At 70.6% G+C, this 15,174-nt stretch carries 16 protein-coding genes; 13 read left to right on the forward strand and 3 right to left on the reverse strand.

Annotated elements, in window-relative coordinates; genetic code table 11:
* Positions 1 to 333: 333 nt before the first annotated feature.
* Positions 334 to 1,356 (forward strand): LLM class flavin-dependent oxidoreductase, encoded by a 1,023-nt coding sequence (locus ACGFY9_RS17125; protein WP_393754888.1) that lies wholly within the window; start codon positions 334 to 336, stop codon positions 1,354 to 1,356.
* A gap of 116 nt (positions 1,357 to 1,472) precedes the next feature.
* Here ACGFY9_RS17125 and ACGFY9_RS17130 read toward each other — a convergent pair whose 3' ends face one another.
* A complete protein-coding gene (locus tag ACGFY9_RS17130) occupies positions 1,473 to 1,859 on the reverse strand; it encodes a YybH family protein (RefSeq protein WP_393754889.1) in 387 nt (128 codons plus the stop codon).
* A gap of 286 nt (positions 1,860 to 2,145) precedes the next feature.
* Here ACGFY9_RS17130 and ACGFY9_RS17135 point away from each other — a divergent pair, with 286 nt between their 5' ends.
* From ACGFY9_RS17135 to ACGFY9_RS17170, 8 genes are all read left to right on the forward strand, one after another.
* Complete coding sequence (locus ACGFY9_RS17135) at positions 2,146 to 2,712, forward strand: dienelactone hydrolase family protein (protein ID WP_393754890.1); 567 nt, start codon at positions 2,146 to 2,148, stop codon at positions 2,710 to 2,712.
* Between the two features lie 40 nt (positions 2,713 to 2,752).
* A complete protein-coding gene (locus ACGFY9_RS17140) occupies positions 2,753 to 3,352 on the forward strand; it encodes a YdcF family protein (RefSeq protein ID WP_393754892.1) in 600 nt (199 codons plus the stop codon).
* A gap of 238 nt (positions 3,353 to 3,590) precedes the next feature.
* Complete coding sequence (locus ACGFY9_RS17145) at positions 3,591 to 4,916, forward strand: aminotransferase class I/II-fold pyridoxal phosphate-dependent enzyme (protein WP_393754893.1); 1,326 nt, start codon at positions 3,591 to 3,593, stop codon at positions 4,914 to 4,916.
* Between the two features lie 64 nt (positions 4,917 to 4,980).
* Positions 4,981 to 5,865: a dihydrodipicolinate synthase family protein gene (locus tag ACGFY9_RS17150; protein WP_393754895.1), complete on the forward strand. Its 885-nt coding sequence runs from the start codon at positions 4,981 to 4,983 to the stop codon at positions 5,863 to 5,865.
* Between the two features lie 11 nt (positions 5,866 to 5,876).
* Positions 5,877 to 7,148 carry an MFS transporter gene (locus tag ACGFY9_RS17155; protein ID WP_393754897.1) on the forward strand — a complete coding sequence of 424 codons (1,272 nt, stop codon included), beginning with the start codon at positions 5,877 to 5,879 and terminating at the stop codon, positions 7,146 to 7,148.
* Between the two features lie 88 nt (positions 7,149 to 7,236).
* The gene (locus ACGFY9_RS17160; protein ID WP_393754898.1) at positions 7,237 to 8,505 is read left to right on the forward strand and encodes a cytochrome P450; all 1,269 of its coding nucleotides are present in this window, start codon (positions 7,237 to 7,239) and stop codon (positions 8,503 to 8,505) included.
* Positions 8,506 to 8,597: 92 nt separating this feature from the next.
* The gene (locus ACGFY9_RS17165) at positions 8,598 to 9,122 is read left to right on the forward strand and encodes an RNA polymerase sigma factor (RefSeq protein WP_393754900.1); all 525 of its coding nucleotides are present in this window, start codon (positions 8,598 to 8,600) and stop codon (positions 9,120 to 9,122) included.
* Positions 9,123 to 9,190: 68 nt separating this feature from the next.
* Positions 9,191 to 9,979, forward strand: a complete 789-nt coding sequence (locus ACGFY9_RS17170) for a hypothetical protein (protein ID WP_393754902.1) — start codon at positions 9,191 to 9,193, stop codon at positions 9,977 to 9,979.
* On the opposite strand, the gene ACGFY9_RS17175 is transcribed toward ACGFY9_RS17170, so the two are convergent.
* Both ACGFY9_RS17175 and ACGFY9_RS17180 read right to left on the reverse strand, forming a co-directional pair.
* Complete coding sequence (locus tag ACGFY9_RS17175; protein ID WP_393754904.1) at positions 9,918 to 10,646, reverse strand: HAD family hydrolase; 729 nt, start codon at positions 10,644 to 10,646, stop codon at positions 9,918 to 9,920. The genes ACGFY9_RS17170 and ACGFY9_RS17175 overlap by 62 nt on opposite strands.
* An 81-nt stretch (positions 10,647 to 10,727) precedes the next feature.
* Complete coding sequence (locus tag ACGFY9_RS17180; RefSeq protein ID WP_393754906.1) at positions 10,728 to 11,930, reverse strand: MFS transporter; 1,203 nt, start codon at positions 11,928 to 11,930, stop codon at positions 10,728 to 10,730.
* An 89-nt stretch (positions 11,931 to 12,019) separates the two neighbouring features.
* Here ACGFY9_RS17180 and ACGFY9_RS17185 point away from each other — a divergent pair, with 89 nt between their 5' ends.
* The 4 genes from ACGFY9_RS17185 to ACGFY9_RS17200 all read left to right on the forward strand — a co-directional run bounded on the left by ACGFY9_RS17185 (position 12,020) and on the right by ACGFY9_RS17200 (position 15,081).
* Positions 12,020 to 12,784 (forward strand): DeoR/GlpR family DNA-binding transcription regulator, encoded by a 765-nt coding sequence (locus ACGFY9_RS17185; RefSeq protein WP_393754908.1) that lies wholly within the window; start codon positions 12,020 to 12,022, stop codon positions 12,782 to 12,784.
* Between the two features lie 137 nt (positions 12,785 to 12,921).
* Positions 12,922 to 13,506 carry a dihydrofolate reductase family protein gene (locus ACGFY9_RS17190; protein ID WP_393754910.1) on the forward strand — a complete coding sequence of 195 codons (585 nt, stop codon included), beginning with the start codon at positions 12,922 to 12,924 and terminating at the stop codon, positions 13,504 to 13,506.
* On the forward strand, positions 13,503 to 13,916 hold the full coding sequence (locus tag ACGFY9_RS17195; RefSeq protein WP_393754912.1) for a VOC family protein: 414 nt from the start codon (positions 13,503 to 13,505) through the stop codon (positions 13,914 to 13,916). The genes ACGFY9_RS17190 and ACGFY9_RS17195 overlap by 4 nt, the downstream gene beginning before the upstream one ends.
* A 208-nt stretch (positions 13,917 to 14,124) precedes the next feature.
* Complete coding sequence (locus ACGFY9_RS17200) at positions 14,125 to 15,081, forward strand: DUF4232 domain-containing protein (protein WP_393754914.1); 957 nt, start codon at positions 14,125 to 14,127, stop codon at positions 15,079 to 15,081.
* Positions 15,082 to 15,174 lie beyond the last annotated feature (93 nt).

Below are 15,174 nucleotides of genomic sequence, written 5' to 3' on the forward strand. Positions count from 1 at the left end.
CGGGCCCCCTTCAGCGAGGCCCGCTCGGCAATGCCAGGAGGATGGGCCGACCGCGTTGGCAGATCGATGCCTATCGTTGTCCGACCTGCGCGCACCTCGAACTGTTCGCCGCCCAGCCGGACTGAGTCAGGGGCGCAGAGAGTCGTCATCCTTGAGTGCCCTGGCCTCGCTCTTGAACTCTCCTGGGGGTGATCGCTCAACAACCCCGCCTCCAGTCCGGTTCGCCTTCGCCGGCTTCGCCGTCATCGTCGCCCTTGCCGCGTCGACCAGATGGCCTGGTCACACCATGCGGGCCCGGGGAATCAATCGTGGTCGCCGGACGCTTCAGGCTGTGTGAAGAAGATAGGTTTTCTCTCCTTTGGTCACTGGTCGCCGAGTCCGCACTCCAAGACCCGGTCCGCTGCCGACTTCCTGCACCAGTCCATCGACCTGGCGGTCGCCGCCGAGGAACTCGGCGCGGACGGTGCGTACTTCCGCGTGCACCACTTCGCGCAGCAGGCGGGCAGCCCGTTCCCGCTGCTCTCGGCGATCGGCGCGCGGACCTCGAAGATCGAGATCGGCACCGGCGTGATCGACATGCGCTACGAGAACCCGCTGTACATGGCCGAGAACGCGGGTGCGGCCGACCTCATCTCCGGCGGCCGGCTGCAGCTCGGCATCAGCCGTGGCTCACCGGAACAGGTGATCGACGGCTGGCGCTACTTCGGCTATGCCCCCGCGGAGGGGGAAACCGGTGCGGACATGGCGCGCCAGCACGCCGAGGCCTTTCTCAAGGTGATCGAGGGCGAGGGGTTCGCGCGGCCGAACCCGCGGCCGATGTTCGCCAACCCGCCGGGGCTGCTGCGCGTCGAGCCGTACTCCGAGGGCCTGCGCGAACGGATCTGGTGGGGTTCCAGCTCGAACGCGACCGCCGTCTGGGCCGCGAAGCTGGGGATGAACCTGCAGAGTTCCACGCTGAAGGACGACGAGACGGGCGAGCCGCTGCACGTCCAGCAGCGCAAGCAGATCGAGGCGTACCGCGAGGCGTACAAGGAGGCGGGCCACACGCGCGAGCCCCGGGTCTCGGTCAGCCGCAGCATCTTCGCCCTGACCGACGACATGGACCGGGCCTATTTCGGCAACGACCGCAACTCGCGGGACCAGGTCGGCATGATCGACGACACGACCAGGGCGATCTTCGGACGCTCGTACGCCGCAGAGCCGGACATCCTGGTGAAGCAGCTCCAGGAGGACGAGGCCATCCAGGCCGCGGACACCCTCCTGCTGACCGTCCCGAACCAGCTCGGGGTCGACTACAACGCCCATGTACTGGAGAGCATCCTGACTCACGTGGCACCGGAGCTCGGCTGGCGCTGAGTTTCTGCGGCCCGTGCTGGTTCCGTCGCCGGTCTCGTCGTGAGCCTGCGGTCGATCGTCGGCTCGCTCGACACCGACGAGGAGCTCGTTTGCCGGGGTGGGAGCGGACCCGCGGATCAGGAGCTCAGATGTTCGTGCTGCATCTTCCACCCACCCTTCCGTTTCACGAGCACGTTCGTGCCCCGTCCCTGTCCGGAGCGAGGACGGCCGTCGACCACGCCTGTCCAGGAGAAGCGATACCGGCACACGGCGTGGTCGGCGGCGAGGACGACCCACTCAAGATCCTTGATTTCGTACACCTCGTCCTGGATGGCCGCGAAGGTCTGCTCGATTGCTTCCGTGATCTCGGCCAGGCCCCGATGGGAGCCGTCGGAGAACCAGTAGACGGCATCCGCATCGATCAACGGCGCCACGCGACCGATGTCGTGCGTGTTGGCGGCCTGCTCGTACCGCGTCATGAACGCAGTGAGCTCGGCAGCGAGATCTGACACGAGATCTGACATGGGGACGGCCCTCTCCAGTGTCGAAGCCACGGACAGTCGAAGCCTTGAACGCCTGTGGCGGGCTTGGATTTTCCCGTGTTTTGATGGGGGTGTGAGTCGGCAAGTGGTCTGGTCCGAGTGTCGCGCTGGCTCTGGTCACTCCACTCAGCGCTCGTTCGTGATCGACCGGCCGCTCTCGACGATTCCTGGCACCGTGTGGACGCCGAGCGGCCGGTCAGGGGCAGTACCCCTGGTGTTGCTGGGGCACGGTGGCAGCGGCCATCGGCACAGTGACCGGATCTTGTCGATGGCCGACAGGATCACCTCGTCCGGGTGCGCGGCCGTAGCGATCGATGGTCCGTTCCACGGCGCGCGGGTGGCATCCCCTCTCACGCCGGTGGAGTACCAGAGCCGGATGGCGGCCGAGGGCATCGGTCGGGTGCTGGACCGCATGGCTGACGACTGGGTCGCCGCGCGTGACCTTCTGGTGGACGTGGGGACGGCCGACCCGACGCGTCAGGCGTACTTCGGGTTGTCCATGGGCACCCGCTTCGGCCTCGCTGCCGCACGCGCGCTCGGGCCGGGGCTGAGGTGCGCGGTGTTCGGAAAGTTCGGCACACAGTCAACTCCCGGTATCAATCCCGGACTTCACGCCCCGCACCGCGTCCTGAACGACGCCTCCGCCATCACCGCACCCGTCCTCTTCCATGTGCAGTGGGACGACGAGATCTTCCCGCGTACGGGCCAACTCCAGCTGTTCGACGCTTTCATGAGTTCCGGCAAAGAACTGCTTGGCTTCTCGGGAGGTCACCGGGACACCCCGGCACACGCCTCTGCCATGTGGCACGGTTTCATCAACCGGCATATCGCGTAAGCCACCGCTGAGAACTCCTGACGTGCCCTACAGTCGCCGCATGCGGCGAAGGACAGGGCTGGCGATGGCCGGAGTAGCGGCCCTGGCCTGGGGTGAGTGGCTGAACTGGCGCTGGTCCCGGGTTCTGGTGGGGGACAGCGAGGGCACTTCGGAGGCCGTAGTGGTGCTGGGGTACAGGAATCCCCAAGCCACGGCGAACGTGATCAACCGATGGCGAGTTCGTGCCGGCGTCCGCTCCGTCGACGCCGGCGGTGCTCAGGAGACGTGCGTGATCTTCAGCGGCGGTGCGCCCGGCAGAGGCGTCGCGGAGGCCCAACTGATGGCTGACTACGCGAAGTCGGTGCTTGGGTTCGACGGCACGGTGCTCATGGAAGACCAGAGCGCGACGACGTGGGAGAACATCACGAACGTGATCCCACTCCTCGAAGACGTGGACCGCATCAAGATCCTCTCCCAGCCGGCGCATGCGCTCAAGGCCCGTGCGTACCTGCGGCGGCAGCGCCCCGACCTCGCGGAGAGGCTGGTGCGCGCGGACGACTACCGCCCTGGCGAGTGGGTGGTCGTCAAACCGCTGCTGGCTCTGTACGGACTCTGGACACTCCGCGGCCTCAAGGCCGACGAACGGAAGGTCTCGCTGTAGCCAACCGCCGTGTTCCACAAGGGTGTTCGGCCCCCGCCGTCGCTGGCTTGACGGTGCCGATCACCGCTTCGGACGCGGCCACGGACGGGGAGTCGTAGCCGGCTCGCACTCACCTCCCACTCGTCCACCAACCCCGAACTCGCGACCCATGAACCCCCGATCCCACCCATGACGTATCTTTGGCCTAGGGCAAACTTTGGCATAGGACGAAACCTCCTGTTCGGGCGGAGCTGATCACATGGACATCAAGGGCACCACCGCGGCCGAGATCGCGGGCAGCGTGCGGGATCAGATCGCTTCGGGTGAGCTGGCGCCGCGGGCCGGTCTGCCCCCGGTGCGCGTGCTCGCGGCCGAGTTGGGGGTCAACCGGAACACGGTTGCCCTCGCGTACCGGCGGCTTGTCGAGGCGGGCGTGGCCGAGACGCGGGGGCGTGGCGGCACGGTGGTCGCGGCGGTGCCGCAGCTCGCGCGGGAAGGTGTTGGTGCCGGTGTCGGGGGTGACTGCGTCGACCTGGCCAGCGGCAATCCCGACCCGACGCTGTTGCCCGACCTCCTGGGCGCCGCCCGGCGCGGGGAGTACAGCCCGCCGCTGTACGGTGAGCCCGCCATCGACCCGGGGCTGGACGCATGGGCCCGCGCCGACTTCGCCGAGGACATCGATCAGCCGTTCCGCACGCTGGTGACACACGGAGCGGTGGACGCCACCGAGCGGCTGCTGAACGCTCACCTCACCCGGGGGGATCTGGTGGCGATCGAGGACCCCTGCTTCCTGGCGAGCATCGGGACGTTGCGGCTGAGCGGTTACCGCTCCGCGCCCGTCGCGGTCGACGGCTCCGGTATGCGACCCGACGCGCTGCGGGCCGCCCTGGAGGCCGGTGCCCGCGCGGTCGTCTGCACGCCCCGCGCCCACAACCCGACCGGGGCGAGTCTCACCGAGGAACGGGCGGCAGACCTGCGGGCGATCCTCGCCGAACACCCCCAGGTCCTCGTCATCGAGGACGACCACTTCTCGGCGGTCTCCGCGCGGCCGTACCACCGGGTCACCCCGCCGGGCAGTACGCGCTGGGCGTTGGTGCGGTCCGTGTCCAAGTTCCTCGGACCGGATCTGCGCCTCGCCCTCGTCGCCGCCGACGCCGAGACGACCGCGCGCCTGGAGGCGCGGTTGAGCGCCGGCACCACCTGGGTCAGCCGGCTGCTGCAACACACCGCCCGTGAGCTTCTGTTGGATCCCCGCGTCCACGAACTCCACGAGCGGGCACGCGAGTTCTACGCCCGGCGCAGCGGTCTGCTCGTCGAGCGGCTGCGCGCCCACGGGATCGAAGTCCCGTACCGGCCCGACGGGTTGAACGTATGGGTCGAACTCGACGTCGACGGACGAGCCGTGGTCGCAGCCCTCGCGCGGCGAGGCTGGGCGGTGCGGCCGGGTCACCTCTTCGCGCCCGATCCGGCCGCCCATCAGGGTGCGATCCGGGTCACCGCCGCCACTGTCACCGAGCCGCAGGCCGAGACGTTCGCCGCCGAACTCGCCGCGGCCGTCGCGGAGTTGCGTTCGAACGCCACCTGACCATGACGATCTGCCTGCCCCCTTCGCCCGCCCATTTCTCCCCCTCCTCACTGAAGGAGCCATCATGTTCCGCGGCCTGAGCGCCTTCCCTCTCACACCCACCAGCGAGCAGGGCATCGACGAAACGGCGTACGCGGCGCTCGTCGCCCGCCTCGCCGCCGCCGGCGTGGACTCCATCGGCGCGCTCGGCTCCACCGGCGGCTACGCCTACCTCACCCGGGAGCAGCGCGCCCGCGCCGCGAAGATCGCGGTGGGGGCCGCCGACGGGGTGCCCGTCATCGTCGGTATCGGCGCGCTGCGTACCGCGCATGTACTGGAGTTGGCCGAGGACGCGCAGAAGGCGGGCGCCTCCGGAGTGCTGCTCGCCCCGATGACGTATCAACCGCTCACCGAGGACGAGGTGTTCGGCCTGTACGAGGACGTCACGCGCGAACTCTCCGTGCCGCTGTGCGTCTACGACAACCCGGGCACCACGCACGTCCACTTCACCGACGAACTGCACGGCCGTATCGCGCAGTTGCCGAACGTCGGCTCGATCAAGATCCCCGGAGTGCCTGAGGACCCGCGCGAGGCCGGACTCCGCGTCGACGCGCTGCGTGCGCTGATCCCCGACACCGTCACCATCGGGGTGAGCGGCGACTGGACGGCGGCCCGCGGCCTCAACTCCGGTTGCGACGCCTGGTATTCGGTCCTCGGCGGCACCTTCCCGCGGACCGCGCTCGCTCTCACCCGCGCCGCCCAGGCCGGCCACGCGGACCAACTGTCCGCAGGACTCGAACCGTTGTGGGCCCTCTTCCGCCGCCACGGCAGCCTGCGCGTGATGTCGGCTGCCGCCTCCCACCTCGGCCTGACGGGCGAACCGAACCTGCCGCGTCCCCTGCGAGGACTGGACGAGACCGCCCGCCAGGAGGTCGTCGCCGCGCTGGACGCCCTCGGCCTCACCTCCTGAGCACGAACCACATGGGTGAGCAGCACATAGCAAGTACGCGGAGGGTGTGGGAAGTTCCCCCTTCGCCCGACAAGGACGGCAAGGATGGCAACGGCGGCAACGGCCTGGCGCGCTACGTCGTCGCCGCGGCTCTCGCCCGTACGGCCGACGGCGGAGCCGTGGTCGCCGTCGTTCTGCTCGTCACCTCGTCCGGTGGCTCCGGGACGCTCGCCGGGGTGCTCGGTGCCTGCATCACCGCCCCGCACCTGCTTGGTCCCTTCGTCGCGCGACCGCTGGACCTCGCCCGGGACGGCCGGAAGGTCATCGCCGCGGCCTGCCTGCTGTACGCCGTCGCGCTGACCGCGGGAGTACTGACGTACGGCCACGCACCTGCCGTGGTGACCGGGCTGCTGCCGGCCGCGGCCGGCACCTGCGGGCCCCTGCTGACCGGCGGTATCAGCAGCCGGCTGCCCGCCATCGTCGGACCGCGACCACGACTGCGCACGCGGCGCCGGGCCCAGGGCTGGGACGTGGCCACCTACGGCATCGGCGGCACGGTCGGCCCGTCCCTGGTGGCGGCTCTGTCGGGCTGGGTCTCGCCCACCGCCGCGGCTCTCGCCCTCGCGGTGGGGGCGGCCGCAGCGGCGGGCGGCGTCCTGCTCCTGCCGTTCACCGAACCGTCCCACGGCGGCGACCGGGCGGCGATCCTCAAGCCGGGAGCGACCCTCGCGCTGATGGCCCGCAGCGGCCCGCTGCGGCGCACCGTCTACCTGACGACGACCGTCGCCCTGAGTGTCGCCGCCCTGCCGATCACCGCCGTCCACCTGACGAAGATCCTCGGCGTCGAACCGGCCACCGCGGCCGTACTGACCGCCGCCTACGGCCTCGGCAATCTCACCGGGTCCACAGCCGTCATGGTCTTCCCGCTCACCGGCGACCCGGACCGGCTGATGCGCCGCCTCGCCCTGGGCGTCGTCGCCGGTCTCCTCACCGTCACCGCGGGCCCCGCCTTCACGGTGACCGTCGCGGCCTACGCCCTCACCGGCATCCTCAACACCTTCTTCTTCGCCTCCACCCTCGCGGCCCGCACCGAGTTCGCGCCGAACGGAGCGCGCGGCCGGGTCTTCATCTGGGTCGCGGCCCTGAAGATCACGTCCGGCTCCGCGGGAACGGCGTTGGCCGGTTCCCTGACGGGCATGGCCGTCCAACTACCGCTCGTCGTCGGCCTCTTGGCGGGTTCCACGGCTGTCGCCGCCGCGACCGTCGAGTCGCGCTTCGCGAGAACCGACGAGAAACGCCCGTGACGGGGCCGGTGACAAGCGCATCGAACCGGCACAGCGCGTTTCCGGAACGGCGACTCCTCCATGTCCGTACCTGATCTAGCCTGGCGCGATGCGCACCACGACTTCGCTGCTGCCGGCCTTTCGCCCCCAGATCCAGGAGCGCCTCTACGACTTCTACGAGGAGCTGCGCACCACCGACGAGCTGTTCTGGGACCGTCACCTGAGCGCCTGGATCGCCACCGGGCACGGAGTGGTCAGCAGCGCCACGGGCAACCCGGGTCTGTCCTCGGTGCGTTACCCCGACATCGAGGCCGTGTCCGAGGAACTGCGGCCGCTGGCCCGGGTGTTGAGCAGGCAGATGCTCTACAACGACGCCCCGGACCACTCCCGGCTGAGGGGCCTGATCAGCAAAGCCTTCTCCCCGCGGGCAGTTGAGACACTCCGCGCCCGGATCTCCGAAGCCGTCGACCGGATCATCGACGAAGCGGCGCCGGCCGGGCGGATGGACATCGTCGCGGACCTCGCCCGCCCGCTGCCGCTGACCATCATCTGCGACCTCCTCGACGTACCGCAGGAGGACCGCCCCGCCCTCACGGCCTGGTCCGAGCCGATCGCCGAGGCCATCGGCAACTCCCGGCTCGACGCCGACCGCAACCGCGAGGCCTCGCAGAGCATGACGGACATGCTCGCCTACTTCCGCGGACTCCTCACCAGCCCGGACACCCCGCCGGCCCCAGGCAGCCTGCGCGCCCTGGTGACCGCACAGGCCGAGAACACCGGCCAGGACCCCGACGAACTCCTCGCCAACTGCGCCCTGTTGCTGATCGCCGGCCACGAGACCACCACCCACTTCATCGGCAACGCCACCCTCGCCCTCCTCCACCACCCGCACGCGGCCGAGCAGTTGCGCAAGCGGCCCGACCTGATGCCCGCCGCCGTCGAGGAACTTCTGCGCTACGACGCCCCCGTCCAGCTCATGCTGCGCCGGGCCCGGCACGACCTGGACCTGGCGGGCCGCGCCATCGCCGAAGGGCAGACGGTGCTCCTGGTGTGCGGCGCCGCGAACCGGGATCCGGCCGTGTTCCCCGATCCCCACGTGCTGGACTTCGAGCGGCCCGGCGGACGGCACATGGCGTTCGGACACGGCCCGCACTTCTGCCTCGGCGCGGCGCTGGCCCGGCTGGAGGGCACGATCGTCCTGGAAGCCCTCCTCACCCGCCTCCCCGACCTGCGTCTCGACGGCACCGAGCCCCCGAAGTGGCAGCGCAGCCTCAACTTCCGCGGCCTGACCCGCCTGGACGTCGCCTTCACCCCGCCGTCGGACGACGCCGGCGAGAGCCCGTTCCGGCCGGAGCCGGGAGACGCCCCGGTGGTGTGACCCCGGCTGAGCCCCAACACGGTTTTCCTGAGCGCCTGTTGCACCTGTACGCGCGCCGGACATGTAGGGGCAGACGCCAGGGAAGGAAGCACATGCCCATTGCCACCGAAGCCCAGTTCACCGAGGTGTACCGGGCGCACTACGAGGACGTGCTGCGGTTCGTCCGCCGTCGCGCGCATCCGATGAACGTCGATGACGTCGTCGGCGAGACGTTCCTCGCCGCGTGGCGCCGTCGGCGCGAGGTGCCCGAGGACGCGCGGCCGTGGCTGTTCGGCACCGCCCGCAACCTGATGCTGAACGCGAACCGGGGCATGCGCCGGCAGTCCGCGCTCGTCGTGCACATCGGCCGGACCGCCACCGCCGACGCCCACGACCCGACGGACGGCGTGGACAGCCGGCTGGAGCTGGTCGAGGCCTGGCAGGCGCTCGCCGCGGCCGACCAGGAAGTCCTCGCGCTGCACGTCTGGGAGGACCTGACCGCGAAGGAGGCGGCGCGGGTGCTGGGCTGTACGCGGGCCTCGTACTCCATGCGCCTCACCCGTGCGAAGCGGCGCCTGGCGGGCCAACTGGGCAACGCCGGCGCCGAGTCGGCGGCGCTCTCCCTCACCACGCGCTGACCCCACGCGCCCTCATGCTCCACCCCTCATGCACCCCTCACGCACTGAACAGGAAGCCAGGAACTCTCATGACCAATGACCTGCTCGCCCGCCTCGCCGACCTCGACGCCGCGCCGCGTCGTACGCCGTCCGCCCAGGAGATCGACCGCGAGGAGACGCTGCTGCGGACCATCCTTGACGACAGCGAGCGTCCCGGCCGTATGGTCGGCGCCACCTTCCGCCGACGCCCGCTGGTACGACGACTCTCCTTCACGGCGGCCGGTGCGCTTGCGGCCGGCCTCGCGCTGGTCGCGGTGAACGGCGGTGTGCCCGGCATGGGCGGTTCGGGTCCGCTGTCCTCCTCGGAGCTGGCCAGCTGGACCGGCACCGCCAAGAACGTGGACGTCGCCGCCGCGCGCGCCTCCGCCGCCGGAAAGTGGTGCCTGGACGCGACGGACCTGAACGGCACCGGCGCCGAGCCGGTGATCAGCAACGCGGACCTGCGCGGGAAGGTCGCCTCGATGGTCGTCACGCGCGGCGACGTGTCGGCCTACTGCCTGGCCGGTTCGGACGGCGGGGCGTCGATGGGCATCTCGCCGGTGCGTCAACAGCCCGACGGACACATCAAGGTGGACACGCTGGGTTCCCGGGGCAGCGGCGACGAGGAGCTCAACTACGTGGTCGGCTGGGCGGGTTCGGACGTCGAGGGCATCACCGTACGGGACCACGGGCACACGATCGAGGCCACGATCCAGGACGGCCGCTTCACCGCCTGGTGGCCCGACGGCGACCCCGACGGCGTGATCACCGGCACCCTCACCCTGCACCTGGCCGACGGTTCGACGCGCACGGTGCAGGGCGACACCCTGCTCGACTGACCGGGCCGGGCGAGCTCGCGATCGGCTTGCCCGAGTCATCTCCACGTGGGCCGTCGGTCGGCAACCAGCTGTCGATGACGGCCGCCAGCTCGTCGCGGCCGGTGAAGACGTGCCCGTTCATGCCCACGGCCTGCGCGGCGCGTACGTTCTCCGCGCGGTCGTCGACGAAGAGGAAGTCGGTCGGGGCGGCCCGCATGGCGACGACGCAGTGACGGAAGGCCGCCGGGTCCGGCTTCGCCGCCTTGATCTTTCCGGAGAAGGCGACGTGGTCCAGGTGGTGCAGCCAGGGCTGCGCGGCGAGGAAGGCGTCCGCGTGGTCCGAGGGGATGTTGGACAGCAGGGCGACCTCGGCGACATCGCGGAGGGACTGGACGTAGGAGACCATCCGGTCGTCGACGCGGGACCAGCTGTCGATGTCGGTGAGGAGCAGTTCCTCGATCGTGTCGGCGGCGGCGGACCGGGACAGCCGTCGCAGTACGGCGGTCCAGTACTCGGACGTGGACTGCCGGCCGGCGTCGTAGGGCGGGCGGCAGTCCCAGTAGGCCGTGGTGAAGGCCTCGGTGGGTGTGTGGCAGAGGGCGGCCATCTTGCCCTGGGCGCCCGGGCGTTGGTGGCGGGCGATGACTCCGAAGAGGTCGAACAGGACGATGCTGCGGTCGGTGCGCATGGCGAGGATTCCTCCGGATCTGGCAGCCGGGGCGGGAGGAGAAGCCTGTGCGGCACGGAGTGAGCCGCGCCGCACAGGCGGTCAGTGGCTGCCATGTGCCATCTCGGGCGTGCGGTCGGATCCGGTGCGGAGGATCCCTGCGGCCACGGCGGTGGTCGCACACAGCAGGATCAGCAGGACGAAGGCGTGGTTCAGGGCGACGACGTGGGTCAGCCAGCCGATGGCGGCGGGGCCGGCGAGCATGCCGACGTAGCCGAGCCCGGCGACGCGGGAGACGTTGGCCCCCGCGGCGGCGGGGTCGGCGTGCCCGGCCGCGCTGAACAACTGCGGGACGCATCCGGACAGCCCCAGGCCGAACAGCGCCCACCCCGCGAACGCGGCCCAGATCCAGGGGGAGACGGTCACGATCGTGATGCCGACCGCGGCCGTCGTCGCGCCGTACCGCAGGATCGCCATGGACCCGAACCGGGTGACGAGGCGGTCGGCGAGCAGTCGGCCGATGGTCATGGTCGCCGCGAAGGTGCCGTAGGCGAAGGCGGCGGTGCTCGCGGGTGCGCCGAGGACGTCCTTCAGGTGCAGCGCGCTCCAGTCGTTGGCGGCTCCCTCGCACAGCATGACCATCAGGGCGAGGGCGGCGAGGATCCAGATCCGCCTGCGGGTGCCGCCGCGGTCGGTGGACGGTGTGTGCTCGACCTTCTCCGCAGGGTCGGTGCCGGCGGTGGTGGGTGCGGCCGGCAGCAGGGCGCGTGCCGATATCAGGGCGAACGCGATGCCCAGGACTCCCATGGCGGCCATGCCCGCGGCCGGGCTCAGACCGGCGCTCGCCGTGGCCGCCCCGACGAGCGCGGCGAGGACGCCGCCGACCGAGAACGTGGCGTGGAAGGCCGACATGACGGGCCGGCCGTACGCCTTCTCCACGTGCACGGCGTGGGCGTTCATGCTCACGTCCAGGCAGCCGTTGCAGAACCCGAAGACCAGCAGGGCACCGGCCAGTGTCCACGGCTCCCGGGAAAGGCCGGGCAGCACCAGGGCCGCGCTGCACAGCACGCCGGTGGCGGGGACGACGACGCGCGCTCCCAGAGCGTCGGTGAGAGGCCCGGCCACCTGCATGCCGATGAAGGCGCCGAGGCCCAGCAGCACCAGCAGCCCCCCGAGGGTCGCGTGCGTGATGCCCACGCGCTCCTCGATGGCGGGGATGTTCACCACCCAGGTGCCCATCAGGGTGCCGCACAGGCTGAAGTAGACAAAGGTCGCTATGCGGGCGCCTCGGAGCGAGTCATTCATGCCGACCACGGTAACGAACATCCACGGCGATTGAATACTGTCGCTTCGCACACATTGAATGTTCGTTTTGGGTGGTGTTCAATCGCGGCATGAGCAGCAGCGCAGACCGGCACGGGACCATCGCGCAGGCCGTCAGGGAGTCGGGCAGGATCACGGTCCAGGAACTCGTAGAACTCACCGGCGCCTCCGAGATGACCATCCGGCGCGACCTCGACGCGCTGTCCGCGCAAGGCGTCCTCGAACGCGTCCGCGGCGGCGCGCGCACCCTGCTGCTCAGGGGCGAGGAGCCGCCCTTCGCCCTGCGTGCCCACGAGGCCGTCGACGCCAAGCGCCGCATCGCCGCCGAGGTCTCCTCGCTCATCGCCGACGGCGAGACCGTCCTCCTCGACAGCGGCACCACCTGCCTGGAGATCGCCCACCTGCTGCGCCGGCGGCCGGTCACGGTGATGCCCCTCTCCTTGCAGGCCATCCACGTACTCGGCGAGGGCCCGGGCCCGGCCACGCTGATGGTGCCCGGCGGGCAGCCCCGGGCAGCCGAGGGAGCCCTCACCGGCCCCCTCACCCTCGCCTCCCTCGCGGCACTGCGCTTCGACACCGCCGTCATGGGCTGCTGCGGTCTCAGCGCGGCTCAGGGCCTGACCGCCTACGACCTCGACGACGCGGCCGTGAAGAAGGCGGGCATCGCCGCCACGCGCCGCATCATCGTCGCCGCCGACGGCAGCAAACTCGGCCACACCGCGTACGCCTACGTCGGCCCCTCCACCCTCCTGCACACCCTTGTCACCGACACCGCCGCACCCTCCGACGAGGTCACGGCGCTCGAAGACACCGGCACCGTCGTCAAGGCCGTCTGACCGCACCGTCGGCAGGGTCGGCGGGTCGGGCCGATGAGTTCGCCGGTTGCCCGGAGTCTTCCCCGTGACATGCCCGGCCCGCCGGCGGATAAGGAGGCGGCGGGTCCCGGTGCCAGTGAGGAGAGAGGGAGGTCAGGATGAGCAATCCGATTCGGCTGTACATGTCGATGTCGCTCGACGGCTGTATCGCCGGTCCGGACGATCGGCCGGGGCAGGAGCTCGGGCGTGATGGTGGACGGCTCTTCAACTGGCTCGACGACCGGAAATCCGACGGTCCCAGCGGACAGGTCCACCGCGAGGCACTCGCGACCGGCGCGGTGATCTCCGGACGTCGGACCTTCGAACTCGCCGGGCGCTGGCAGGGCGACCATCACGACGGTGTGCCGATCCTCGTCCTCACCCACCAGGTGGACGACGGGGACGTGCCACCCGGCCACGCGCGTTTCGTCACCGACGTCGAGGACTGCGCCCGTCAGGCTCGCGCGGCCGCCGGGGACCGCCCGGTCATGGTCCATGGGGCGGGCGCGGCCCAAGCGCTCCTCCGGGCCGGGCAGATGGACGAGATGGAGATCCACCTGGTTCCGGTCCTCCTCGGGGACGGCCGACGGCTCTTCGACCACCTCGGTGGTGATCACATCGAACTCGACCTCGTCCGACGGCTTGAGGACCGGGACGTCACGCATCTCCGCTACCGGGTGCGCCGAACCGGGGAGGCCGCGTGAAGACGCTCTTCGTCTCCTACCGCGTCACCGACCTGGACGCCTCGCTCGGCTTCTACACCGCCCTGGGCTACGTCGAGTTGGGCAGGGTCGACCTCGGCGACGGGGCTCGCCTCGTGATCCTCGGCTTCCCCGGCGAACCGGCGGCCTCGCTCGAACTGGTCCACCGCCCCGGCGACGGACCGGTCGACGTGGGCAGCGGTTTCGACCACCTCGCGATCCAGGTGGACATACTCGCCACCACTCTGGAGACGCTGGCCGAAGCCGGCCTGGAGCCGGGACCTGCCCAGCACCCGGGCGGTCCCCACGGCCCGAAGACGTCGTGGCTCACCGACCCGGACGGCTACCGGATCGAGCTGGTGGAGTGGCCGCCCGGACACGCCGACGGCATCACCGCAGCAGACTTCGCCTGAGGCGGCCGCGGTCCGTGCGGTGACGAAGCTCCCTCCCGACGCGACCGCGGCGCGACGCGAGGCGGCAGCCCACCCCATCGGCCATGACGGGTGACGGTGGACAGAAACGCCCAACAGCCCCTGCCCTCACCGAACTTGTGACAGCCCTGTGACTGGAATTATGGCCTCCATCACATGCGCGGGGTTCACGCGCTGATCAGATGACCGGATGCCCAGACCCGCCACGCTCCGCCCGGCTCTCGCCCGCACCGCCCCCTTCCTGTCGGCTGTCGCAGCGACCGCTCTGCTGCTCACGGCCTGCGGGGCAGAGCGCGCGGGCTCCGGGAACACCGGCGCGGCCACGGCCGAACCGTCGTCCCGCACGCAGGTCGACGACCCGGGCAAGGACGGCGTACGGATCACATCCCTGACCCTCCCGTCGGCCTCCCCGTCACCCACCCGCGGCACGTCCGTCTCCGCCGAGGGCCTCACCGCGGACTCGGGGATCTCCGCCGCCTACGAGGTGACCAACAAGGGCACCGAGACCCTGACCTACTCGGTCGTCATCACCTTCATGAGCGCCGACGGCGGGGCCATGTCCAACCAGACCGCGACGGTCCGCGACGTCGGCCCCGGAAAGACCGTACGCGGTACGATCCGGGCCGGCGAACTGCCGCCCACCACACCGCGGGTGACCCGGGCCAAGGTGCTCGAAGTGCGCAAGGTCCCCTCAAGCGAGGCGCCGGCCGCACCGGGCACATGCCCCGCCTCCGGGATCCGGGTCAGCGCCGACCGGGGCGACGCGGCCATGGGGCTGCGCGTCGTGGGCCTGCATCTCGACAACTGCGGCACGCGCGACTACGGCGTCGACGGCCACCCGCTGCTGGAGCTCCTGGACGACGACTTCCAGCACGTCGACGGCGTCAAGATTGTCGACGGCGGTGGCGAGATCACCCCCGGCAGCGTGGACGACAAGCAGCCCGGTCCTGTCACGCTCAAGCCCGGCGAGTCGGCGACCGCCAGCCTGGTCTGGCACAACACCACCGAGTTCGGCACACCGGTGAACGTGCCCTATGCGCGGGTCCGGGCGAAGGCCGGTGCCGACCCGGTGGTCGTCACCCCGAACCTCGACCTCGGAACCACCGGAAAGCTCGGGGTCACAGCGTGGCAGAAGGACGAGCACTGAGCGGACGCCGGAAAGTTGACTTCGTGTCATCTGCTCGGAGCGACGTGACGTGGGCACAATCGGAGTGCCCCCGGCGGCCGTTGGGAACCGTGT

Origin of the sequence: Streptomyces sp. NPDC048504 (genome assembly GCF_043200035.1) — a bacterium.
Taxonomy (GTDB): Bacteria; Actinomycetota; Actinomycetes; order Streptomycetales; family Streptomycetaceae; genus Streptomyces.